Here is a 23,379-nt window from a genome sequence, read left to right on the forward strand (position 1 = left end):
GATGAATGTGTTGCGTAGTGGACTCGTGACGATGCTGCTGCTGGCTGCCTTTAGTGTTCAGGCAGCCTGTACCTGGCCTGCCTGGGAGCAGTTTAAAAAGGATTACATCAGTCAGGAAGGGCGCGTCATCGACCCCAGCGACGCGCGCAAAATCACCACCTCCGAAGGGCAAAGTTACGGCATGTTCTTTGCCCTGGCGGCTAACGACCGTGCAGCTTTCGATAATCTTCTCGACTGGACGCAGAACAATCTCGCACAGGGTTCTTTAAAAGAACATTTGCCCGCCTGGCTGTGGGGCAAGAAAGAGAACAGTAAGTGGGAAGTGCTGGACAGCAATTCGGCCTCCGATGGTGATGTCTGGATGGCCTGGGCGTTGCTGGAGGCGGGGCGTTTGTGGAAAGAGCAGCGTTATACCGACATCGGCAGCGCATTGCTAAAACGTATCGCGCGGGAGGAAGTGGTGACGGTGCCTGGGCTGGGCTCCATGTTGTTACCGGGCAAAGTGGGATTTGCAGAGGATAACAGCTGGCGTTTTAACCCCAGCTACCTGCCGCCGACGCTGGCGCAGTATTTCACCCGCTTTGGCGCGCCGTGGACCACGCTGCGCGAAACCAATCAACGTTTATTGCTGGAAACCGCCCCGAAAGGCTTTTCGCCAGACTGGGTGCGCTATGAGAAAGACAAAGGCTGGCAGCTAAAAGCCGAAAAAACATTGATCAGCAGCTACGACGCTATCCGCGTTTACATGTGGGTAGGCATGATGCCTGACAGCGATCCGCAAAAAGCGCGGATGCTCAACCGGTTTAAACCGATGGCGACATTCACTGAGAAAAACGGTTATCCGCCGGAAAAAGTGGATGTGGCTACGGGGAAAGCGCAGGGTAAAGGACCGGTCGGTTTTTCTGCCGCCATGCTGCCCTTTTTACAAAACCGCGATGCGCAGGCCGTTCAGCGCCAGCGCGTGGCCGATAACTTTCCTGGCAGCGATGCCTATTACAACTATGTGCTGACCCTGTTTGGACAAGGCTGGGATCAACACCGTTTCCGCTTCTCGACAAAAGGTGAGTTATTACCTGACTGGGGCCAGGAATGCGCAAATTCACACTAAACATATTCACGCTTTCCCTCGGTCTGGCCGTCATGCCGATGGTCGAGGCAGCACCAACCGCTCAGCAACAGTTGCTGGAGCAAGTTCGGTTAGGCGAAGCGACCCATCGTGAAGACCTGGTGCAACAGTCGTTGTATCGTCTGGAACTTATTGATCCGAATAACCCGGACGTCGTTGCCGCCCGTTTCCGTTCTCTGTTACGTCAGGGCGATATTGATGGCGCGCAAAAACAGCTCGATCGGCTGTCGCAGTTAGCGCCGAGTTCAAATGCGTATAAATCGTCGCGGACCACAATGTTGCTTTCCACGCCGGATGGTCGTCAGGCACTGCAACAGGCAAGATTGCAGGCGACGACCGGTCATGCAGAAGAAGCTGTGGCGAGTTACAACAAACTGTTCAACGGTGCGCCGCCGGAAGGTGACATTGCCGTCGAGTACTGGAGTACGGTGGCGAAAATTCCAGCTCGCCGTGGCGAAGCGATTAATCAGCTAAAACGCATTAATGCGGATACGCCGGGCAATACGGGCCTGCAAAACAATCTGGCGCTATTGCTGTTTAGTAGCGATCGCCGTGACGAAGGTTTTGCTGTCCTGGAACAGATGGCGAAATCAAACGCCGGGCGCGAAGGGGCCTCTAAAATCTGGTACGGGCAGATTAAAGACATGCCCGTCAGCGATGCCAGCGTGTCGGCGCTGAAAAAATATCTCTCGATCTTTAGCGATGGCGATAGCGTGGCGGCTGCACAATCGCAACTGGCAGAACAGCAAAAACAGCTGGCCGACCCTGCTTTCCGCGCTCGTGCGCAAGGTTTAGCGGCGGTGGACTCTGGTATGGCGGGTAAAGCCATTCCCGAACTACAACAGGCGGTGCGGGCGAACCCGAAAGACAGTGAGACTCTGGGGGCGCTGGGCCAGGCGTATTCTCAGAAAGGCGATCGCGCCAATGCGGTGGCGAATCTGGAAAAAGCCCTCGCCCTGGATCCGCACAGCAGCAACAACGACAAATGGAACAGTCTGCTGAAAGTAAACCGCTACTGGCTGGCAATCCAGCAGGGCGATGCTGCGCTGAAAGCCAATAATCCTGACCGGGCGGAACGGTTGTTCCAGCAGGCACGTAATGTCGATAACACCGACAGCTATGCGGTGCTGGGGCTGGGCGATGTGGCGATGGCACGCAAAGATTACCCCGCCGCTGAACGCTATTACCAGCAGACGCTGCGTATGGACAGTAGCAACACTAACGCCGTGCGCGGGCTGGCGAATATTTACCGCCAGCAGTCGCCAGAAAAAGCCGAAGCGTTTATCGCCTCGCTCTCTGCCAGTCAGCGGCGCAGCATTGATGATATCGAACGCAGCCTGCAAAACGACCGTCTGGCACAGCAGGCAGAGGCACTGGAAAAGCAGGGCAAATGGGTGCAGGCGGCAGCACTTCAGCGGCAACGACTGGCGCTGGCCCCCGGCAGTGTATGGATTACTTACCGACTTTCACAGGATCTCTGGCAGGCCGGACAACGCAGCCAGGCCGATACGTTAATGCGTAATCTGGCGCAGCAGAAGCCGAACGACCCGGAGCAGGTTTACGCTTACGGGCTGTATCTCTCTGGTCATGACCAGGACAGAGCGGCGCTGGCGCATATCAACAGCCTGCCGCGCGCGCAGTGGAGCAGCAATATTCAGGAGCTGGTTAATCGACTGCAAAGCGATCAGGTGTTGGAAACCGCTAATCGCCTGCGAGAAAGCGGCAAAGAAGCTGAAGCGGAAGCGATGCTGCGCCAGCAACCACCTTCCACGCGCATAGACCTCACGCTGGCTGACTGGGCGCAACAACGACGTGATTACACCGCCGCTCGCGCTGCATATCAGAATGTCCTGACGCGGGAGCCAACTAACGCCGATGCCATTCTTGGTCTGACGGAAGTGGATATTGCTGCCGGTGACAAAGCGGCGGCACGTAGCCAGCTGGCGAAACTGCCCGCCACTGATAACGCCTCTCTGAACACTCAGCGGCGCGTGGCGCTGGCGCAGGCGCAGCTTGGCGATACCGCAGCGGCGCAGCAGACGTTTAATAAGTTGATCCCGCTGGCAAAATCTCAGCCGCCGTCGATGGAAAGTGCGATGGTACTGCGTGATGGTGCGAAGTTTGAAGCGCAGGCGGGCGATCCAACGCAGGCGCTGGAAACCTACAAAGACGCGATGGTTGCATCCGGTGTGACCACGACGCGTCCGCTGGATAACGACACCTTTACCCGACTGACCCGCAATGACGAGAAAGATGACTGGCTGAAACGCGGCGTGCGCAGCGATGCGGCGGACCTCTATCGCCAGCAGGATCTTAACGTCACCCTTGAGCATGATTACTGGGGTTCGAGCGGCACCGGTGGTTACTCCGATCTGAAAGCGCACACTACCATGTTGCAGGTGGATGCGCCGTATTCTGACGGGCGGATGTTCTTTCGCAGTGATTTCGTCAATATGAACGTCGGCAGTTTCTCCACTAATGCCGATGGTAAATGGGATGACAACTGGGGCACCTGTACATTACAGGATTGTAGCGGCAACCGCAGCCAGTCGGATTCCGGTGCCAGCGTGGCGGTCGGTTGGCGCAACGACACCTGGAGCTGGGATATCGGCACCACGCCGATGGGCTTCAACGTGGTGGATGTGGTCGGCGGCATCAGTTACAGCGATGATATCGGGCCGCTGGGTTACACCGTTAACGCCCACCGTCGGCCCATCTCCAGTTCTTTGCTGGCCTTTGGTGGGCAAAAAGACTCCCCGAGCAATACCGGGAAAAAATGGGGCGGCGTGCGTGCCGACGGCGTGGGGCTAAGTCTGAGTTACGATAAAGGTGAAGCAAACGGCGTCTGGGCATCGCTTAGCGGTGATCAGTTAACTGGTAAAAATGTCGAAGATAACTGGCGCGTGCGCTGGATGACGGGCTATTACTATAAGGTCATCAACCAGAACAATCGCCGCGTCACCATCGGCCTGAACAACATGATCTGGCATTACGACAAAGACCTGAGTGGCTACTCACTCGGTCAGGGCGGTTACTACAGTCCGCAGGAATACCTGTCGTTTGCCATACCGGTGATGTGGCGGGAGCGCACGGAAAACTGGTCGTGGGAGCTGGGGGCGTCTGGCTCGTGGTCGCATTCACGCACCAAAACCATGCCGCGTTATCCGCTGATGAATCTGATCCCGACCGACTGGCAGGAAGAAGCTGCGCGGCAATCCAACGATGGCGGCAGCAGTCAGGGCTTCGGCTATACGGCGCGGGCATTACTTGAACGACGTGTTACTTCCAACTGGTTTGTCGGCACGGCAATTGATATCCAGCAGGCGAAAGATTACGCACCCAGCCATTTCCTGCTCTACGTACGTTATTCCGCCGCCGGATGGCAGGGTGACATAGATTTACCGCCGCAGCCGCTGATACCTTACGCCGACTGGTAAGTTTTCAGATAGCGCCTCTCTTAATGCCGCTGCGATCGGGTATACTCGGGCGGCAATCTGGGATTTCCGGGGGGAGACAATTTGCGCGTAAGTCGCTCGTTAACAATCAAGCAGATGGCAATGGTGGCAGCCGTTGTCCTGGTGTTCGTTTTTATTTTTTGCACCGTTTTGCTGTTCCATCTGGTCCAGCAGAATCGCTATAACACGGCTACGCAACTGGAAAGCATTGCTCGCTCTGTCCGCGAACCCTTATCTTCAGCTATTTTGAAAGGCGATATTCCCGAAGCGGAAGCTATTCTTGCCAGCATTAAACCGGCAGGCGTGGTCAGCCGTGCCGATGTAGTGCTGCCTAACCAGTTCCAGGCGCTGCGTAAAAGTTTTATTCCAGAGCGTCCGGTGCCGGTAATGGTTACTCGCCTGTTTGAGCTACCGGTTCAAATCTCGCTGGGTGTCTACTCGCTCGAACGTCCGGCAAATCCGCAGCCAATTGCCTATCTGGTGCTACAGGCGGATTCCTTCCGCATGTATAAGTTCGTGATGAGCACCCTCTCAACGTTAGTGACCATTTACTTACTTTTGTCGTTAATATTGACGGTGGCGATTAGCTGGTGCATTAACCGCCTGATTTTGCATCCGTTACGCAATATTGCTCGCGAACTTAACGCCATCCCTGCCCAGGAGCTTGTTGGTCACCAACTGGCATTACCACGTCTGCATCAGGACGATGAAATCGGTATGCTGGTGCGCAGTTACAACCTCAACCAGCAATTGCTGCAGCGCCATTATGAAGAACAGAACGAAAACGCGATGCGCTTCCCGGTGTCGGATTTGCCGAACAAAGCCTTGCTGATGGAGATGCTGGAGCAGGTTGTCGCGCGTAAACAAACCACCGCGCTGATGATCATCACCTGTGAAACCCTGCGTGATACTGCGGGCGTGCTGAAAGAGGCGCAACGAGAAATTCTGCTGCTGACGCTGGTGGAAAAACTCAAATCGGTACTGTCGCCACGTATGATCCTCGCGCAGATTAGTGGTTATGACTTTGCTGTCATTGCCAATGGTGTACAGGAACCGTGGCACGCAATCACTTTAGGTCAGCAAGTGCTCACTATCATGAGCGAGCGCCTGCCGATTGAACGTATTCAACTCCGTCCGCACTGTAGCATTGGCGTGGCGATGTTCTACGGCGATCTCACCGCCGAACAGCTTTACAGTCGTGCTATTTCTGCGGCATTTACCGCTCGCCATAAAGGCAAGAATCAGATTCAGTTCTTTGATCCGCAGCAGATGGAAGCCGCCCAACAGCGGTTGACGGAAGAGAGCGATATCCTTAATGCACTGGAAAATCATCAGTTTGCGATTTGGTTACAGCCACAGGTCGAGATGACCAGCGGTAAACTGGTCAGTGCGGAAGTGTTACTGCGTATCCAGCAACCGGATGGCAGTTGGGATCTGCCGGATGGCTTAATCGATCGCATTGAATGCTGTGGGCTGATGGTTACCGTTGGTCACTGGGTGCTGGAAGAGTCCTGTCGACTGCTTGCTGCCTGGCAAGAGCGCGGCATTATGCTGCCCTTGTCGGTAAACCTCTCAGCGCTGCAACTGATGCACCCGAATATGGTGGCGGATATGCTGGAACTGTTAACCCGCTATCGCATTCAGCCGGGAACACTGATTCTGGAAGTGACAGAAAGCCGACGTATTGACGACCCTCATGCTGCGGTGGCAATCCTCCGTCCGCTGCGCAATGCCGGAGTTCGGGTGGCGCTGGATGATTTCGGCATGGGCTATGCGGGGCTGCGTCAGCTGCAGCATATGAAATCGTTGCCAATCGACGTACTGAAAATCGACAAAATGTTTGTTGAAGGCTTGCCGGAAGATAGCAGCATGATTGCTGCAATTATCATGTTGGCGCAAAGCCTGAACTTACAAATGATTGCCGAAGGCGTGGAGACTGAAGCACAACGCGACTGGCTGGCAAAAGCGGGCGTTGGTATTGCCCAGGGCTTCCTTTTTGCTCGCCCACTCCCTATTGAAATCTTCGAAGAGAGTTACCTGGAAGAAAAGTAGCTACCCCAAACTGATTACAAAACTTTAAAAAGTGCTGGTTTGTGCGAGCCAGCTCAAACTTTTTAACCTTTTTGTTTCAATTATGATCCAGGTACATTTCTGTGATGTTGTCTGGGTGTTATTTTAAGGCCGCAGGTACCCCATAACCTTACAAGACCTGTGGTTTTACTAAAGGACACCCTATGAAAACCTCTCTGTTTAAAAGCCTTTACTTTCAGGTCCTGACAGCGATAGCCATTGGTATTCTCCTTGGCCATTTCTATCCTGAAATAGGCGAGCAAATGAAACCGCTTGGCGACGGGTTCGTTAAGCTCATTAAGATGATCATCGCTCCTGTCATCTTTTGTACCGTCGTAACGGGCATTGCGGGCATGGAAAGCATGAAGGCGGTCGGTCGTACCGGCGCAGTCGCACTGCTTTACTTTGAAATTGTCAGTACCATCGCGCTGATTATTGGTCTTATCATCGTTAACGTCGTGCAGCCTGGTGCCGGAATGAACGTCGATCCGGCAACGCTTGATGCGAAAGCGGTAGCGGTTTACGCCGATCAGGCGAAAGACCAGGGCATTGTCGCCTTCATTATGGATGTCATCCCGGCGAGCGTCATTGGCGCATTTGCCAGCGGTAACATTCTGCAGGTACTGCTGTTTGCCGTACTGTTTGGTTTTGCGCTCCACCGTCTGGGCAGCAAAGGCCAACTGATTTTTAACGTGATCGAAAGTTTCTCGCAGGTCATTTTCGGCATCATCAATATGATCATGCGTCTGGCACCTATTGGTGCGTTCGGGGCAATGGCGTTTACCATCGGTAAATACGGCGTCGGCACACTGGTGCAACTGGGGCAGCTGATTATCTGTTTCTACATCACCTGTATCCTGTTTGTGGTGCTGGTATTGGGTTCAATCGCTAAAGCGACTGGTTTCAGTATCTTCAAATTTATCCGCTACATCCGTGAAGAGCTGCTGATTGTACTGGGCACTTCTTCTTCCGAGTCGGCGCTGCCGCGTATGCTCGACAAGATGGAGAAACTCGGCTGCCGGAAATCGGTGGTGGGGCTGGTCATCCCGACAGGCTACTCGTTTAACCTTGATGGCACATCGATATACCTGACAATGGCGGCGGTGTTTATCGCCCAGGCGACTAACAGTCAGATGGATATCGTCCACCAAATTACGCTATTAATTGTGTTGTTGCTCTCTTCCAAAGGGGCTGCCGGGGTAACGGGCAGTGGCTTTATCGTGCTGGCGGCGACGCTCTCTGCGGTGGGCCATTTGCCGGTAGCAGGTCTGGCGCTGATCCTTGGTATCGACCGCTTTATGTCAGAAGCTCGTGCGCTGACTAACCTGGTCGGTAACGGCGTAGCGACCATTGTCGTTGCTAAGTGGGTGAAAGAACTGGACCACAAAAAACTGGACGATGTGCTGAATAATCGTGCGCCGGATGGCAAAACGCACGAATTATCCTCTTAATCTCATCACTTATGCCCGCACTCCCTTCCCCGAGTGCGGGTGTTTGCGCATAATTGACCCCTGTGCCTGAACTTACCACCTGGGTGAGTTCAGGTTTATTTCACTTCTTCCGTGACATTTTCATGTTCTTGCGGTCTAACACGAAGTGTTTTTAACGTCATTTAGACTGACCGACAACGGGCAGTTTTTTTATTACCAGGATAGTTGATCAGGGGTTCACATGCAGGGCACAAAAATTCGACTTTTAGCGGGCGGTTTGCTGATGATGGCCACTGCTGGCTATGTGCAGGCAGATGCGCTCCAGCCTGATCCAGCATGGCAACAGGGGACGCTTTCCAACGGTTTACAGTGGCAAGTGCTGACCACGCCCCAGCGTCCTAGCGATCGTGTTGAAATTCGCCTGCTGGTTAATACCGGTTCGCTCGCCGAAAGTACACAACAGAGCGGTTACAGCCACGCCATCCCTCGTATTGCGTTAACGCAAAGCGGTGGCCTTGAAGCAGCACAGGCGCGTTCATTGTGGCAGCAGGGGATCGACCCTAAACGCCCGATGCCGCCAGTAATTGTCTCTTATGACACCACGCTGTTTAATCTGAGTTTGCCCAATAACCGTAACGACTTGCTGAAAGAAGCGCTCTCTTATCTGGCAAATGCCACTGGCAAACTGACCATCACACCAGAAACCATCAACCACGCGCTGCAAAGTCAGGACATGGTGGCAACCTGGCCTGCCGATACTAAAGAGGGCTGGTGGCGTTATCGTCTGAAAGGATCAACCTTGTTAGGTCACGATCCTGCCGATCCGCTGAAACAACCCGTTGAAGCGGAAAAGATTAAAGATTTCTATCAGAAATGGTATACCCCGGATGCAATGACGCTGCTGGTGGTGGGAAACGTGGATGCGCGCTCGGTCGTCGACCAAATCAATAAAACGTTTGGCGAACTGAAAGGCAAACGTGAAACACCGGCTCCGGTGCCGACGCTTTCTCCGCTGCGTGCGGAAGCGGTGAGTATTATGACTGACGCGGTGCGTCAGGACCGGTTATCAATCATGTGGGATACGCCGTGGCAGCCGATTCGTGAATCAGCCGCACTGCTGCGCTACTGGCGTGCGGACCTGGCCCGTGAGGCGCTGTTCTGGCATGTTCAGCAAGCGTTAAGCGCCAGTAACAGCAAAGATATCGGTCTTGGATTTGACTGTCGTGTGCTGTATCTGCGTGCGCAGTGTGCCATCAACATCGAATCACCAAACGACAAGCTGAACAGCAACCTTAATCTGGTGGCGCGTGAACTGGCGAAGGTTCGCGATAAAGGTCTGCCGGAAGAAGAGTTCAATGCGTTAGTGGCGCAAAAGAAACTGGAGCTGCAGAAACTGTTTGCCGCCTATGCGCGAGCTGATACCGATATTCTGATGGGGCAGCGGATGCGTTCGTTGCAAAATCAGGTCGTCGATATCGCGCCGGAGCAATATCAGAAACTGCGTCAGGATTTCCTTAACAGCCTGACGGTGGAGATGTTAAATCAGGATCTGCGTCAGCAGTTGTCGAATGATATGGCGTTAATACTGCTGCAGCCGAAAGGCGAGCCGGAATTTAACATGAAAGCGTTGCAGGCGGCCTGGGATCAAATCATGACCCCATCGACTGCGGCTGCCGCCACATCTGTCGCCACGGATGACGTACATCCTGAAGTGACGGATATTCCACCTGTACAGTAATGCCTGATGGTGATGAGTTAGAACAACCATCAGGTATTTATGGATGAGCTGGATAGGGGGGTAACACTCTATCCAGCCTTTTGCATATGCTGCTTTTACGCTGGCATCGCTTCACGCGGGATAATCGCGCCGCGATACTGAATAACGGTACTTGCGGTCAGGTGCCCGCGTTTCGCTGCGTCTTCCGCACTGCCGCCCGTCAAACGTACCGCCAGATAACCGGCACTGAAAGAGTCGCCAGCTGCGGTGGTATCGATCACTTTTTCTTTCGGCAGTTTTACCGCCGGAACATCCACTAACCCTTCGCCAGCAATGGACACCAGGCAAGAATCCGCCCCGCGTTTCACCACCACTTCTTTCACGCCCGCGTTATGGGTGCGCGCAATGACGTCTTCCACCGGCTGTTGACCCCACAGCGCGTCTTCATCGTCCAGCGTCAGGAAGGCGATATCCGTGCATTCCAGCATTTGTTGGTACACCTGCTGTGTCTCTTCTTTGCTGGCCCACAGGCGCGGACGATAGTTATTGTCGAAAATCACTTTTCCGCCGTTGGCGCGGCATTCGCGCAGCAGGGAAAGCAGCTTTTCGCGGCTGGTCTGGCTTAAGATCGCCAGGCTAATCCCGCTCAGGTAGAGATAATCGAAATTCGCCAGCTCTTCGCAAATCGCCGCGGATTGCTCACTCTCCAGCCAGAATTTGGCGGCGGCTTCGTTACGCCAGTAGTAGAACGTACGTTCGCCGGTGCTGTCGGTTTCAATGTAGTAAAGGCCCGGCAGACGGTTTTCCATCCGTTGGGTCAGGGAAGTATCAACGTTCTCGCCGTGCCAGGCGTCCAGCATCTGCTGGCTAAAACTGTCCGTTCCCAGCGCCGTTACGTAATGAACGGTTAATGCCGCAGGATCGACCTGACGGGCGATATAGACGGAAGTGTTCAGGGTATCGCCGCCGAAACCGCGCTTAACGTCCGCGCCTTTCTCGGAAAGCTCAATCATGCATTCGCCAATCACGGCAATCTTTTTGGACATAGTCGTGAACCTGATCTGTAAAAAATTAGCGTTAGTTTGCGCTGTGGTGGTTTGCTGGTCAACCATATTAAAACAGTGTTCCATTATTTTTTTGAGCCAGAACGTATTCCTGAAAGATTCCGTTGTGGAGTGGGGAAATTTACCCCGACCAGGCGGTAAAGTTCTGCCCTTGCGCGCCGATAATCTTTGTCGAGTCCGGGCAGCATCACTTTTAAACACAGGACATCTTTGATGATAAGGCAGGTTATCCAGCGAATAAGCAACCCTGAAGCAAGCATCGAGAGCTTGCAGGAACGGCGTTTTTGGTTGCAGTGTGAGCGTGCTTACACCTGGCAGCCGATCTATCAAACCTGCGGACGGTTAATGGCCGTGGAGCTATTAACGGTGGTCACGCATCCCTTGAACCCTTCGCAACGCCTGCCGCCGGATCGCTATTTTACTGAAATCACCGTTAGCCATCGGATGGAGGTTGTGAAAGAGCAGATTGATTTGCTGGCGCAAAAAGCCGACTTCTTTGTAGAGCACGGCCTGTTGGCATCGGTCAATATTGACGGCCCTACGCTCATCGCCCTGCGTCAGCAACCAAAAATCCTGCGCCAGATTGAGCGTCTTCCCTGGCTGCGTTTCGAACTGGTGGAGCATATCCGTCTGCCGAAAGATTCAACCTTTGCCTCGATGTGTGAATTTGGCCCGCTGTGGCTGGATGATTTTGGTACCGGGATGGCAAATTTCTCTGTACTAAGTGAAGTGCGTTATGACTACATCAAAATCGCGCGAGAACTGTTTGTGATGCTGCGTCAGTCACCGGAAGGACGCACACTCTTTTCTCAGCTTTTACATCTAATGAATCGCTATTGTCGCGGGGTGATTGTCGAGGGCGTAGAAACACCAGAAGAGTGGCGTGATGTTCAGAACTCGCCCGCATTCGCCGCACAAGGCTGGTTTCTTTCACGCCCGGCACCGATAGAAACGCTGAATACGGCGGTTCTGGCGCTATAAGCTGCCTCATTTTCCGCCTGGCTGGACTATCTTTAGGACTGGCACAGGAAGAATATGAGGAAGCGAACGATGAGCAAGGCAGGCAAAATAACCGCTGCGATTTCAGGGGCTTTCTTGTTGTTGATTGTCGTGGCGATCATTTTGATTGCAACTTTTGACTGGAATCGACTCAAACCGACCATCAACCAGAAAGTCTCTGCGGAGTTGAATCGTCCGTTCGCTATCCGTGGCGATCTGGGCGTGGTGTGGGAGCGGCAAAAACAAGAAACTGGCTGGCGCAGCTGGGTGCCGTGGCCCCATGTACACGCGGAAGACATCATTCTTGGCAATCCACCGGATATTCCCGAAGTCACAATGGTGCATTTGCCGCGAGTAGAAGCGACGCTGGCCCCGCTGGCGCTGCTGACCAAAACGGTCTGGTTGCCGTGGATCAAGCTCGAAAAGCCCGACGCACGCCTGATTCGCCTCTCAGAAAAGAACAACAACTGGACGTTTAATCTTGCCAACGATGACAACAAAGACACGAATGCAAAGCCGTCGGCATGGTCGTTTCGGCTGGATAATATTCTGTTCGATCAAGGGCGGATCGCCATTGATGACAAAGTAAGCAAAGCGGATCTGGAAATTTTTGTCGATCCGTTAGGCAAGCCGCTGCCGTTCAGCGAAGTTACTGGATCGAAAGGTAAAGCGGATAAAGAAAAGGTGGGCGATTACGTTTTTGGCCTGAAGGCGCAGGGACGTTATAACGGAGAGCCGCTCACTGGTACGGGAAAAATAGGCGGTATGCTGGCGCTGCGTGGCGAAGGGACGCCATTTCCTGTACAGGCTGATTTTCGCTCTGGTAACACCCGTGTTGCTTTTGATGGCGTTGTGAATGACCCAATGAAGATGGGTGGTGTCGATTTACGGCTTAAATTTTCTGGCGATTCGCTGGGTGATCTCTATGAACTGACGGGCGTTCTGCTGCCCGATACCCCGCCGTTTGAAACGGATGGTCGGCTGGTAGCGAAAATCGACACTGAAAAATCGTCGGTCTTTGATTATCGCGGTTTTAATGGGCGAATTGGCGATAGCGATATCCACGGTTCTCTGGTCTACACCACCGGCAAGCCACGACCAAAACTGGAAGGTGATGTTGAGTCGCGGCAATTGCGGCTGGCAGATTTAGGGCCGTTAATTGGCGTTGATTCCGGGAAAGGAGCTGAAAAGTCGAAACGGTCTGAACAGAAGAAGGGTGAAAAAAGCGTTCAGCCTGCGGGCAAAGTGCTGCCTTATGACCGCTTCGAAACCGATAAATGGGACGTCATGGATGCCGATGTTCGCTTCAAAGGGCGGCGCATTGAGCATGGCAGTAGCCTGCCGATTAGCGATCTTTCTACTCATATCATCCTCAAAAATGCTGACCTGCGCCTGCAACCGCTGAAATTTGGCATGGCAGGCGGCAGCATTGCGGCGAATATTCATCTGGAAGGTGATAAAAAACCGATGCAAGGGCGGGCAGATATTCAGGCTCGTCGACTGAAACTGAAAGAACTGATGCCCGATGTAGAACTGATGCAGAAGACGCTGGGGGAAATGAACGGTGACGCGGAACTACGCGGTAGCGGTAACTCGGTGGCGGCGCTTTTAGGCAACAGTAACGGCAACCTGAAACTGCTGATGAATGACGGGCTGGTGAGCCGCAACCTGATGGAGATTGTCGGGCTGAATGTCGGTAACTACATTGTCGGTGCGATATTTGGTGACGATGAGGTGCGGGTGAACTGCGCGGCGGCGAATCTTGATATTGCCAACGGTGTGGCGCGTCCGCAGATTTTTGCTTTTGATACTGAGAATGCGTTGATCAATGTTACCGGTACGGCAAGTTTTGCTTCGGAGCAACTGGATTTGACTATCGATCCAGAAAGTAAAGGGATTCGGATTATCACACTGCGTTCGCCGCTGTATGTGCGTGGGACGTTTAAAAATCCGCAGGCTGGGGTGAAAGCCGGGCCGTTGATTGCCCGTGGTGCTGTTGCGGCGGCACTGGCAACGCTGGTAACACCGGCGGCGGCGTTACTGGCGCTGATCTCTCCTTCCGAAGGGGAGGCTAATCAGTGTCGGACGATTTTGTCGCAGATGAAGAAGTGATGATAATTGCCGGATGTCTGACATCCGGCAATTAAACAGATTTAGAGTGTTGGCAAAGTGTGCTTTGTTCATGCCGGATGCGACGTGAACGCCTTATCCGTCCAACAAATCCTTGCGAATTCAATATATTGTATGGAAATTCTGGCCTGATAAGCGTAGCGCATCAGGCTTTTCACTCTGATTACAACGACTGATGTCGCGTCTCATGGGTCAGCAGCAGGGCGATTAACGTCAAGCCAGCCATCGCCGCCAGATATAGCCCCACCGCACCTAACCCGTAGTTAGTCTGCAACCAGGCTGCGATATATGGCGCAACGGAAGCCCCGAGAATCGACGATACGTTGTAAGAGAACGATGCTCCGGTGTAACGCACTTCTGTCGGGAACAGCTCTGGTAACAGCGCGCCCATCGGACCGAAGGTCAGCCCCATCAGACTTAACCCCAGCAGCAGGAAGGCAAAAACCAGAATCGGGTTGCCAGAACCGAGCAAAGGGTTAAAGGCGAATAGCGCGAACAGGATGATCAGCGTGGTGATGATTACCATGCTTTTACGGCGACCAAAGGCATCAGCCAGTAATCCGGCGACGGGCACCATCACGCCAAAACCAATAACTGCCATCATCAGCATCCACAACACTTCGTTACGCGGCAGGCCAAGCCCAACTGGCGCGGCGGCGGTACTAAAGGTCATAGAGTAGACCGTCATGATGTAAAACAGCGTATAGGTTGCCAGCATAATGAACGTACCCAGTACGGTTACGCGAACATGTTTGGTCAGCAGCGTACCCAGCGGGATCTTCACCTGTTTTTTCGCTTTAGCGACTTTCTCAAACACCGGCGACTCATGCAGCGACACGCGAACATACAGGCCGATAATGACCAGCACCGCCGAGAAGATAAATGGCACACGCCAGCCCCAGCTCATAAACTGCTCGTCGGTCAGTAGCCAGGAAAGCAGCAAGAAAGTGCCGTTGGCAAAGAAGAAGCCAATCGGTGCGCCCAGCTGCGGGAAGGAGCCGTACAATGCACGTTTGCGCGGTGGGGCGTTTTCAGTCGCCAGCAGAGCCGCGCCGCCCCATTCACCACCTAAGCCCAGACCCTGACCAAATCGAGCCAGCGCCAGCAGCAGCGGGGCGAAAATACCAATCGTGGCATAGCCTGGCAGCAGACCAATCACCACGGTCGAAATCCCCATCGTTAGCAACGAGGCGACCAGCGTCGCTTTACGCCCAACGCGATCGCCAAAATGACCAAAAACGGCAGAGCCAATGGGGCGCGCGACGAAGGCGATGGCGAAGGTGGCGAGCGACTGTAGCGTTGCTGCCGTTGGATCGCCCTGCGGGAAGAAGATATGCGGAAACACAATAACGGCCGCAGTGGCGTAAATGTAAAAGTCGAAGAACTCAATGGCCGTGCCAATGAGAGAGGCGACAAGGACTTTATTACGCGAGTTGATCGGCGTGTATTCTTGCTCGTGGTCGAGTGTTGTGGCTGTTGCTTGCATAATCTTTTCTTATTTTTTGGCTAACGAATAGCCATATTACGCACAGCAAAAGTGATATTTCAATGTGTAACAAATCGCGGAAATGGTCAAAAATCATGCAAAAAGGGGATAATGTTTAGGCCAGTGATTTTTCTTCTATGAAATGCTTCACATAATTTTATAAATGGTGGATTAAACTGGTTTTAGGTTAAATAAAAGTTACCAACTGGATTTATATGCTGGGGTTATGAGTTGGAATGAAATTGTTTGCTCCTGAATAGATGGCTAAAGAGGCTCTGGGAAAGAGTTTCAAGAGGTTATGTGCGCATTATAGCCGGATGCGATGCTGGCGCATCTTATCCGGCCTACGGGGAGCCAGGCCGAATAAATTCGTACGCCGCATCCGGCCTATTTTAAGGCTGCGTTTTCCCCGGCATTCGCGGGTCGTCTTTATATTCGGCGGTGGCAATCCACGCCGCGCAAAACAGCGTCAAACGGGCGAAGAAGTAGAAAAATGCCATCAGTCCCAGCACGGAACCAAATGCTGCGCCAGAGGGGGATTTCATCAGCGATGGCAGGGTGTAGGTCATCACGATTTTAATCACTTCAAAACCAATCGCAGCCAGAAATGTTCCGCGAATCAGGGCTTTTTTGCGCGGACGGTGGCGCGGCAAGCGCCAGAAGATCCAGAAGAAAAGCAGATAGTTGGCGAAGATGGAAATCGCCAGGCCAATTAACCGCCATGTCGGTTTCAGCCACTCAATGCTGTTCAGGTGAAGGGCGCTAATAATCATTTGCTGCGCAGAACCGGCAACCGAGGTGATAGAAAGCGTCACAATCAGCGCAATCAACAAACCAATCAGCGAAATAAAATCACGCAGATATTTTACCCAGAACTTCTCCTGATCTTGCGGCGAGCGTTCCCAGACATCGCGTGACTGGGCGCGAATCGCTTCACGCAGGTTACCCATCCAGTTGATGCCGGAATAAAGCGCCACTGCCAGACCGACAAGCCCTACAGTCGTACGCTGCTGAACGGCGGTGTTGATGGTGTTTTTCAACGTGGCGGCTAGCGTCGGATCGCTAATGTTTTGCAGAATTTTGTCGAAGATATCCTGTAGCAACATCGGATGGGAGGCCAGCACAAAGCCCCCTGCGGCAAACGACACCATCAAAATCGGGATCATCGACAAAAATGAGAAATAGGTGATAGCCGCACCAAACTGGTTACCCAGCCGATCGTTAAAGCGCTCTGTTGCGCGAATCAGGTGCGCAATAACCGGTTGGCGTTGGACTTTCTCGGCAGTAGTGGTGACGGTTTCCAGCGCCTGGCTAACTTTGCCGCCTTTCTCGCTATTATCCAACTGCTTAATCGGCTCGTGCTCCAGATCCTGGGTGGGACGTTTGATCTCGTTTTCCTGCGTCATCCGCTCTTTTGTCCTTCTGTCGTGGTCATTCTTAAAAAGTATAGTCGGTCAGTCCAGGTGCTCTGTCATTACGCCAGCCAGCCACTGCATAAACAGGTTTACACGCCGGGAAAGCTCCCGACGCTGCGGATAAACCAGCGAAAGGGAGAGCGGCTCGGCACGGTAGCCAGGTAATACTTCAATAAGCCGCCCGGCACGCAGGGCTTCGCGCACGGCAATGCGCGGGATCTGAATAATCCCCAGACCGGCAAGACCGGCGGCGAGATAGTTTTCGCGACTGTTTACCGTCAACATGCCGCCAGACTTAAACCACTGGACGCCATTAACGCTGGCAACCTCAAAACCTAACGGATGTACACCCAGGTGCGGTGTGTAACGCACTATTGCGTGTGAAGCCAGATCGTCGGGGCTTTGCGGATAACCAAAGCGCGTCAGATAGTGCGGACTGGCACAGTTGACCATGGTCAGTTTGCCGAGGGGACGGGCGATAACGCCATCTTCCGGTAACGCGCCAGTGCGTATCACGCAATCAAAACCATCGTGAAGAATATCTACCGGACGGTCATGGCTACTCAGCTCCAGCTCAATTCCCGGATGCTGATAGAGAAATTCCGACAGACGCGGCAGTAACAGGCTTTTCGCGATTCCTGGCGGGATGTCGATGCGTAATTTACCGCTGATACTGGTGGCATCCTGTTGAAACAGACCGTCCAGTTCGTTGAGATTACTCAACACATCTTTTGCCCGTTGATAATAGGTCATGCCTTCTGGCGTGAGTTTGACTCGCCGCGTGGTGCGCTGGAGAAGCTGGATGCCAAGTTGATGTTCCAGTGCCTGTATCTGGCGCGAAACACTTCCCTTTGGCAAAGCAAAAAAATCCGCCGCGCGAGAAAAACTTTCCAGCTCCGCGACTTTGATGAACAACTGCATTGCGTGAATTTTATCCATTTCTTTGACCGATTGTTGTTCACAACGAAACAGTAACGCGCATATCGCATTGTTTATTGTTTTTTCTAACACCTAAAGCCGGGTTTCACAATGTTGTCATGACGAATGTGGCGATTTCTCAGTAGGAAAAGGGAGGAATAGCTTTCTTAGAAAGGTGAATCCCCTTAAACAGAGCGTATTTTTCAGCGATTCCCTTTAAAGTGAATAGAGGACGTATTGGCTATTTGTGCTTATTTTTGTCTCATTGCCATTTGTTATTTTGGCTTGTGGTCGCGGAATTTCATTTTTAATTGCATGCGTACTAACCACTAATATAAGGAAATCCTCAAAATTGTTTTAAATAGTGCCCTCGACATGTAATTTCAGGCGTTTAGCTGTAACTATTTATATCGGTAACTATTTTCTACGCGTCATCTCTGTAGAATGGCCACCGCCAAATGGCGAATTCTTATTTTTTCTCGCGGGTAATACCCTTCCACTACTTAAGTCTTTTTAACGTATTCAGGTGGAGATTCAGTTATGCAAATAGTCATGTTTGACAGGCAGTCAATATTTATTCATGGAATGAAAATCAGTTTACAGCAACGTATTCCAGGAGTGAGTATTCAGGGGGCCAGTCAGGCAGACGAGTTATGGCAAAAGCTGGAAAGTTACCCTGAAGCCTTAGTGATGCTCGATGGCGATCAGGATGGTGAGTTTTGTTACTGGTTGCTGCAAAAAACCGTGGTGCAATTTCCTGAGGTTAAGGTGTTAATTACGGCGACGGATTGCAATAAACGGTGGTTACAGGAAGTTATCCATTTTAATGTGCTGGCCATTGTGCCTCGTGATTCAACCGTCGAGACATTTGCGTTGGCGGTAAATAGTGCGGCGATGGGGATGATGTTTCTGCCTGGAGACTGGCGGACGACGCCGGAAAAGGACATTAAAGATCTCAAATCGTTAAGCGCCCGCCAGCGGGAGATTTTAACCATGTTAGCGGCGGGCGAATCAAATAAGGAGATCGGCAGGGCGCTGAATATCAGTACCGGAACGGTAAAAGCGCATCTGGAATCCCTGTATCGCCGTCTGGAAGTGAAAAATCGCACCCAGGCGGCAATGATGTTAAATATCTCCTCCTGAAGAGGATAATTTTACAGCCAGCAGGAAGTTAGCGGCTGGCTGTAAAAATATTATGGTTCACCGTACAAACCAATTAAACGGCGCACCACACCGTTAGTCCAGCCAAACCCATCCTGCAACGGATACTCGCCACCGCCGCCTTCGCGGGGAACACCATCGGCAATATGGTATTTCTCGATCAGTTTGTGCTGTTCCAGATAGAACTGATTCACCGTCTTCAGCCAGCTGCGCGCGATTTCATCACCCAGAAGGTCATCGCCATACATTTTAAATCCCTGAATCGCCATCCATTGTAACGGTGCCCAGCCGTTGGGTTTATCCCACTGTTCACCGGTTTCGTACTCGCTTGCCAGAATCCCGCCAGGTGTCAGTAACCGGCTGCGCACGGCGTTTGCCAGACGATCGGCCTGTTCATGGTTCGCCATACCGACATAGAGCGGCACAATGGCGGCAGCGGAAAACAGCGCCAGTTGCTCGCGTCGCCAGTCGTAATCGCGGTAGATGCCGTTTTCATCATCCCAGAGGTAACGGTTTACCGCATCGCGACGGGCACTGGCCTTCTGGCGGAACAGTGCTTCTGTCTCTTTCTCGCCTTTCAGCGCCGAGATGTTGGCGATGGCGCTCTCCAGTTTAAACAGGAAGGCATTCAGATCGATGGGGATGAACTGGGTGGTACGAATGCTCGCCAGACGACCAGTATCACGCAGCCAACGGGAAGAGTAATCCCAACCGGAGGCCGCCCCCGCACGTAAATCGCGGTACACCTCGTTAGGCGGGCGACCAGAATGTTTCGCGGTTTCAACGTCCTCAAGCCAGGATTCGTCACGCGGCGTGTCGCGATCGTCCCAGTAACGATTGAGCAGCGAGCCGTCCGGCATCCGCACAACATGGCGATAGGCCTGATTAGGGATCAACGATTCTGCACCGTCCATCCAGAAGGCATATTCCATTTTCAGGTGGTCGAGATAGCGGCGCGCGCCGCGTACACCATCTTCTTCAAACAACTCCACCATCAGCGCAAAAACCGGTGGTTGCGAGCGGCTCAAATAATAGGTGCGGTTGCCGTTGGGGATGTGGCCGTAGTTTTCGATCATCCAGGCGAAGTTATCGGCCATGCATTTCAGCAAATCTTCCCGACCACTTTCCGCCAGCCCCAGCATGGTGAAATAGGAATCCCAATAGTAGGTTTCGCTAAAACGGCCGCCCGGGACAATATATGACTGCGGCAGCGCCAGCAGAGAAGACCACGGAATGTGATCCTGTGGTTCACGGGTTAGCACCGGCCACAGCTGGTCGATATGCTCTTTCAGGGAATTTTGCGGGTCCGATACATACTCGCTGGAGTAGACCTCCGGCAGCCAGAAGTGGTTTTCAACAAACTTGCGCAAGTCAAAATCACGATGACGGCGCACTTTACGGTAGCGGATTAAAATATCCAGCGGGTCCATTTTGGGTGCGCAGTCGGGAAAGGTTTTACTGTCGGGGAAAATTTTCGCCGACTGAACATGCTCGAACAGTTCGAGATAGCGATCGGCAGGCGTCAGCGCATCAGAGGCGGGCAGCCCTTCAATCATCTCGGGTTCCGGTTCTGCCTCGATCATCTCATCCAGTTTTAATTCATACGGGTCCAGCTCATAGCAGAGATCGACCTCGATCATCAGTTCGTCTGGATTAGGGTTTTGAATTTTCTGATTGAGCATAAGGATCCGACCTCCGAAATTCGTCGCTAATTATCGGGCTTTTCTTTAAGGGTAGTCATTCGCTCCGCCTGGTGGGCGACAAAGCGTGCGGTGGATCACGTTTATTAACCTGCCAAAAAATATAACGCACTAATATCAATGGAATTTATAAAAATACGGATTTCGTGTTGTTTTTCATTTTCAGAACATTCAATCCTGCTCTCGCCGCAATCATGATATGCCATTCCTGATCTGGGTAATAGGCACTGGCTATCTTATTGATAGTTTATATTCATGTAATTGATTGATTCCTATCAAAAAGCATATCTCCCTGTTTTTTATGATGGCTTTGTCTCGCAGAGACGTTTGCAGCATTCTGGAAAATTTTCTGGGTCACAATAACTCACCACCGTGAGGGAAGAATAATGAAAATGGTCTCACGTATTACCGCGATCGGCCTGGCTGGCGTCGCGATTTGCTATTTAGGGTTATCTGGTTATGTGTGGTACCACGATAATAAACGCAGTAAACAGGCCGATGTTCAGGCATCTGCTGTCAGTGAAAATAATAAGGTTTTAGGCTTTCTCCGTGAAAAAGGATGCGACTATTGCCATACACCTTCGGCAGAATTACCCGCCTATTATTATATTCCCGGCGCGAAACAGTTGATGGATTACGACATAAAGCTTGGATATAAATCTTTTAACCTCGAGGCCGTGCGTGCGGCTCTGCTGGCTAATAAACCCGTTTCGCAAAGCGATCTGAATAAGATTGAATGGGTGATGCAGTATGAAACTATGCCGCCAACGCGTTATACCGCGCTACACTGGGCGGGTAAGGTGAGTGATGAAGAGCGGGCGGAAATACTGGCCTGGATTGCAAAACAGCGCGCGGAATATTACGCCAGCAATGATACTGCTCCGGAGCATCGCAATGAACCGGTGCAGCCCATCCCGCAAAAACTGCCTACCGATGCGCAAAAAGTGGCGTTGGGTTTTGCGCTGTATCACGATCCCCGTTTATCGGCTGATAGCACCATTTCATGCGCTCATTGCCATGCGTTGAATGCGGGGGGCGTCGATGGCAGAAAAACATCGATTGGTGTTGGTGGCGCAGTGGGGCCGATTAACGCGCCGACGGTATTTAACTCAGTATTTAACGTTGAGCAGTTCTGGGATGGTCGTGCGGCAACATTGCAGGATCAGGCTGGTGGACCGCCGTTGAACCCGATTGAAATGGCGTCGAAATCCTGGGACGAAATTATTGCTAAGCTGGAAAAAGATCCGCAGCTTAAAGCGCAGTTCCTCGAAGTCTATCCGCAAGGTTTCAGTGGCGAAAATATTACTGATGCCATTGCTGAATTTGAGAAAACATTAATTACGCCGGATTCCCCATTTGATAAATGGTTGCGTGGAGATGAGAATGCTCTGACGGCGCAACAGAAAAAAGGCTATCAATTATTTAAAGATAATAAATGTGCAACTTGTCATGGTGGTATTATTCTCGGCGGACGTTCCTTTGAACCGTTGGGGCTGAAAAAAGACTTTAACTTTGGTGAAATTACGGCGGCGGATATTGGTCGTATGAATGTGACTAAAGAAGAGCGTGATAAATTGCGTCAGAAAGTACCCGGTTTACGTAACGTTGCTTTAACGGCACCGTACTTCCATCGCGGTGACGTGCCGACGCTGGACGGGGCGGTGAAACTGATGCTGCGCTATCAGGTAGGCAAAGAGCTGCCGCAGGAGGATGTGGATGATATCGTAGCTTTCCTGCACAGTCTGAACGGGGTTTACACGCCGTATATGCAGGATAAACAATAATTAATTTGATCGCCCGAACAGGAGTGTTTGGGCGATTTTTATTACGATAATAAAGTCTGTTTTTAATATTATCATATTAAATGTTTATATTATAAAAGGTCGTTTTTCTGCTTAGGATTTTGTTATTTAAATTAAGCCTGTAATGCCTTGCTTCCATTGCGGATAAATCCTACTTTTTTATTGCCTTCAAATAAATTTAAGGAGTTCGAAATGGACCAGAAGCTGTTAACGGATTTCCGCTCAGAACTACTCGATTCACGTTTTGGTGCAAAGGCCATTTCTACTATCGCGGAGTCAAAACGATTTCCGCTGCACGAAATGCGCGATGATGTTGCATTTCAGATTATCAATGATGAATTATATCTTGATGGCAACGCTCGTCAGAACCTGGCCACTTTCTGCCAGACCTGGGACGACGAAAACGTCCATAAATTGATGGATTTGTCGATCAATAAAAACTGGATCGACAAAGAAGAATATCCGCAATCCGCTGCAATCGACCTGCGTTGCGTAAACATGGTTGCCGATCTGTGGCATGCGCCTGCACCGAAAAATGGTCAGGCCGTTGGCACCAACACCATTGGTTCTTCCGAGGCCTGTATGCTCGGCGGGATGGCGATGAAATGGCGTTGGCGCAAGCGTATGGAAGCCGCAGGCAAACCAACGGATAAACCAAACCTGGTGTGCGGTCCGGTACAAATCTGCTGGCATAAATTCGCCCGCTACTGGGATGTGGAGTTGCGTGAGATCCCTATGCGCCCCGGTCAGTTGTTTATGGACCCGAAACGCATGATTGAAGCCTGCGACGAAAATACCATCGGCGTGGTGCCGACTTTCGGCGTGACCTACACCGGTAACTATGAGTTCCCGCAGCCGCTGCACGATGCGCTGGATAAATTCCAGGCCGACACCGGTATCGACATC

At 52.1% G+C, this 23,379-nt stretch carries 15 protein-coding genes; 10 read left to right on the top strand and 5 right to left on the bottom strand.

Annotated elements, in window-relative coordinates:
• Position 1 precedes the first annotated feature (1 nt).
• The 5 genes from bcsZ to ACJHWT_RS19600 all read left to right on the top strand — a co-directional run bounded on the left by bcsZ (position 2) and on the right by ACJHWT_RS19600 (position 9,819).
• Complete coding sequence (bcsZ, locus tag ACJHWT_RS19580; protein WP_001318097.1) at positions 2 to 1,108, top strand: cellulose synthase complex periplasmic endoglucanase BcsZ; 1,107 nt, start codon at positions 2 to 4, stop codon at positions 1,106 to 1,108.
• Entirely contained in the window at positions 1,090 to 4,563 is a 3,474-nt protein-coding gene (bcsC, locus tag ACJHWT_RS19585; RefSeq protein ID WP_001225154.1) for a cellulose synthase complex outer membrane protein BcsC, read from the top strand. The genes bcsZ and bcsC overlap by 19 nt, the downstream gene beginning before the upstream one ends.
• Before the next feature lie 81 nt (positions 4,564 to 4,644).
• Positions 4,645 to 6,633 carry a biofilm formation regulator HmsP gene (gene hmsP, locus ACJHWT_RS19590; RefSeq protein WP_001266310.1) on the top strand — a complete coding sequence of 663 codons (1,989 nt, stop codon included), beginning with the start codon at positions 4,645 to 4,647 and terminating at the stop codon, positions 6,631 to 6,633.
• 182 nt (positions 6,634 to 6,815) lie between these two features.
• On the top strand, positions 6,816 to 8,102 hold the full coding sequence (gene dctA, locus ACJHWT_RS19595) for a C4-dicarboxylate transporter DctC (RefSeq protein WP_000858214.1): 1,287 nt from the start codon (positions 6,816 to 6,818) through the stop codon (positions 8,100 to 8,102).
• 220 nt (positions 8,103 to 8,322) lie between these two features.
• A complete protein-coding gene (locus tag ACJHWT_RS19600) occupies positions 8,323 to 9,819 on the top strand; it encodes a M16 family metallopeptidase (RefSeq protein WP_001163157.1) in 1,497 nt (498 codons plus the stop codon).
• A 95-nt stretch (positions 9,820 to 9,914) separates the two neighbouring features.
• On the opposite strand, the gene kdgK is transcribed toward ACJHWT_RS19600, so the two are convergent.
• On the bottom strand, positions 9,915 to 10,844 hold the full coding sequence (gene kdgK / locus ACJHWT_RS19605) for a 2-dehydro-3-deoxygluconokinase (RefSeq protein ID WP_001318096.1): 930 nt from the start codon (positions 10,842 to 10,844) through the stop codon (positions 9,915 to 9,917).
• 231 nt (positions 10,845 to 11,075) lie between these two features.
• Here kdgK and pdeH point away from each other — a divergent pair, with 231 nt between their 5' ends.
• Complete coding sequence (gene pdeH, locus ACJHWT_RS19610) at positions 11,076 to 11,843, top strand: cyclic-guanylate-specific phosphodiesterase (protein WP_025492001.1); 768 nt, start codon at positions 11,076 to 11,078, stop codon at positions 11,841 to 11,843.
• Positions 11,844 to 11,912: 69 nt separating this feature from the next.
• Positions 11,913 to 13,973 carry an AsmA family protein gene (locus tag ACJHWT_RS19615; RefSeq protein WP_001318095.1) on the top strand — a complete coding sequence of 687 codons (2,061 nt, stop codon included), beginning with the start codon at positions 11,913 to 11,915 and terminating at the stop codon, positions 13,971 to 13,973.
• A gap of 181 nt (positions 13,974 to 14,154) precedes the next feature.
• Here the strand turns inward: ACJHWT_RS19615 and ACJHWT_RS19620 are convergent, their stop codons facing one another.
• The 3 genes from ACJHWT_RS19620 to ACJHWT_RS19630 all read right to left on the bottom strand — a co-directional run bounded on the left by ACJHWT_RS19620 (position 14,155) and on the right by ACJHWT_RS19630 (position 17,831).
• Entirely contained in the window at positions 14,155 to 15,477 is a 1,323-nt protein-coding gene (locus ACJHWT_RS19620) for an MFS transporter (RefSeq protein WP_001149007.1), read from the bottom strand.
• A 392-nt stretch (positions 15,478 to 15,869) separates the two neighbouring features.
• Entirely contained in the window at positions 15,870 to 16,883 is a 1,014-nt protein-coding gene (gene yhjD / locus ACJHWT_RS19625; protein ID WP_000191257.1) for an inner membrane protein YhjD, read from the bottom strand.
• 48 nt (positions 16,884 to 16,931) lie between these two features.
• Positions 16,932 to 17,831 carry a LysR family transcriptional regulator gene (locus ACJHWT_RS19630; protein WP_021525732.1) on the bottom strand — a complete coding sequence of 300 codons (900 nt, stop codon included), beginning with the start codon at positions 17,829 to 17,831 and terminating at the stop codon, positions 16,932 to 16,934.
• Positions 17,832 to 18,350: 519 nt separating this feature from the next.
• On the opposite strand from ACJHWT_RS19630, the gene ACJHWT_RS19635 reads away from it, so the two are divergent.
• Positions 18,351 to 18,953 carry a helix-turn-helix transcriptional regulator gene (locus ACJHWT_RS19635; protein WP_001167676.1) on the top strand — a complete coding sequence of 201 codons (603 nt, stop codon included), beginning with the start codon at positions 18,351 to 18,353 and terminating at the stop codon, positions 18,951 to 18,953.
• 50 nt (positions 18,954 to 19,003) lie between these two features.
• Here the strand turns inward: ACJHWT_RS19635 and ACJHWT_RS19640 are convergent, their stop codons facing one another.
• The gene (locus tag ACJHWT_RS19640) at positions 19,004 to 20,653 is read right to left on the bottom strand and encodes an alpha,alpha-trehalase (RefSeq protein WP_000934216.1); all 1,650 of its coding nucleotides are present in this window, start codon (positions 20,651 to 20,653) and stop codon (positions 19,004 to 19,006) included.
• A 404-nt stretch (positions 20,654 to 21,057) separates the two neighbouring features.
• Here ACJHWT_RS19640 and ccp point away from each other — a divergent pair, with 404 nt between their 5' ends.
• Together ccp and ACJHWT_RS19650 are read left to right on the top strand one after the other, a co-directional pair.
• Positions 21,058 to 22,455 carry a cytochrome c peroxidase gene (gene ccp, locus ACJHWT_RS19645; protein WP_000784837.1) on the top strand — a complete coding sequence of 466 codons (1,398 nt, stop codon included), beginning with the start codon at positions 21,058 to 21,060 and terminating at the stop codon, positions 22,453 to 22,455.
• Between the two features lie 210 nt (positions 22,456 to 22,665).
• Positions 22,666 to 23,379 (top strand): pyridoxal-dependent decarboxylase (locus ACJHWT_RS19650; RefSeq protein ID WP_001459285.1); only part of this gene is annotated, 714 nt, incomplete at its 3' end.

This window comes from Escherichia sp. WS338, from assembly GCF_046486405.1.
In the GTDB taxonomy this organism is placed as follows: Bacteria; Pseudomonadota; Gammaproteobacteria; order Enterobacterales; family Enterobacteriaceae; genus Escherichia; species Escherichia coli.

Coding starts and splice junctions, on each gene's coding strand:
- ACJHWT_RS19630 (WP_021525732.1), bottom strand. CDS start 17,831: ATGGATAAAATTCACGCAATGCAGTTGTTCATCAAAGTCGCGGAGCTG.
- ACJHWT_RS19635 (WP_001167676.1), top strand. CDS start 18,351: ATGCAAATAGTCATGTTTGACAGGCAGTCAATATTTATTCATGGAATG.
- kdgK (WP_001318096.1), bottom strand. CDS start 10,844: ATGTCCAAAAAGATTGCCGTGATTGGCGAATGCATGATTGAGCTTTCC.
- ACJHWT_RS19620 (WP_001149007.1), bottom strand. CDS start 15,477: ATGCAAGCAACAGCCACAACACTCGACCACGAGCAAGAATACACGCCG.
- ccp (WP_000784837.1), top strand. CDS start 21,058: ATGAAAATGGTCTCACGTATTACCGCGATCGGCCTGGCTGGCGTCGCG.
- ACJHWT_RS19615 (WP_001318095.1), top strand. CDS start 11,913: ATGAGCAAGGCAGGCAAAATAACCGCTGCGATTTCAGGGGCTTTCTTG.
- ACJHWT_RS19640 (WP_000934216.1), bottom strand. CDS start 20,653: ATGCTCAATCAGAAAATTCAAAACCCTAATCCAGACGAACTGATGATC.
- bcsZ (WP_001318097.1), top strand. CDS start 2: ATGAATGTGTTGCGTAGTGGACTCGTGACGATGCTGCTGCTGGCTGCC.
- ACJHWT_RS19600 (WP_001163157.1), top strand. CDS start 8,323: ATGCAGGGCACAAAAATTCGACTTTTAGCGGGCGGTTTGCTGATGATG.
- yhjD (WP_000191257.1), bottom strand. CDS start 16,883: ATGACGCAGGAAAACGAGATCAAACGTCCCACCCAGGATCTGGAGCAC.
- dctA (WP_000858214.1), top strand. CDS start 6,816: ATGAAAACCTCTCTGTTTAAAAGCCTTTACTTTCAGGTCCTGACAGCG.
- pdeH (WP_025492001.1), top strand. CDS start 11,076: ATGATAAGGCAGGTTATCCAGCGAATAAGCAACCCTGAAGCAAGCATC.
- bcsC (WP_001225154.1), top strand. CDS start 1,090: ATGCGCAAATTCACACTAAACATATTCACGCTTTCCCTCGGTCTGGCC.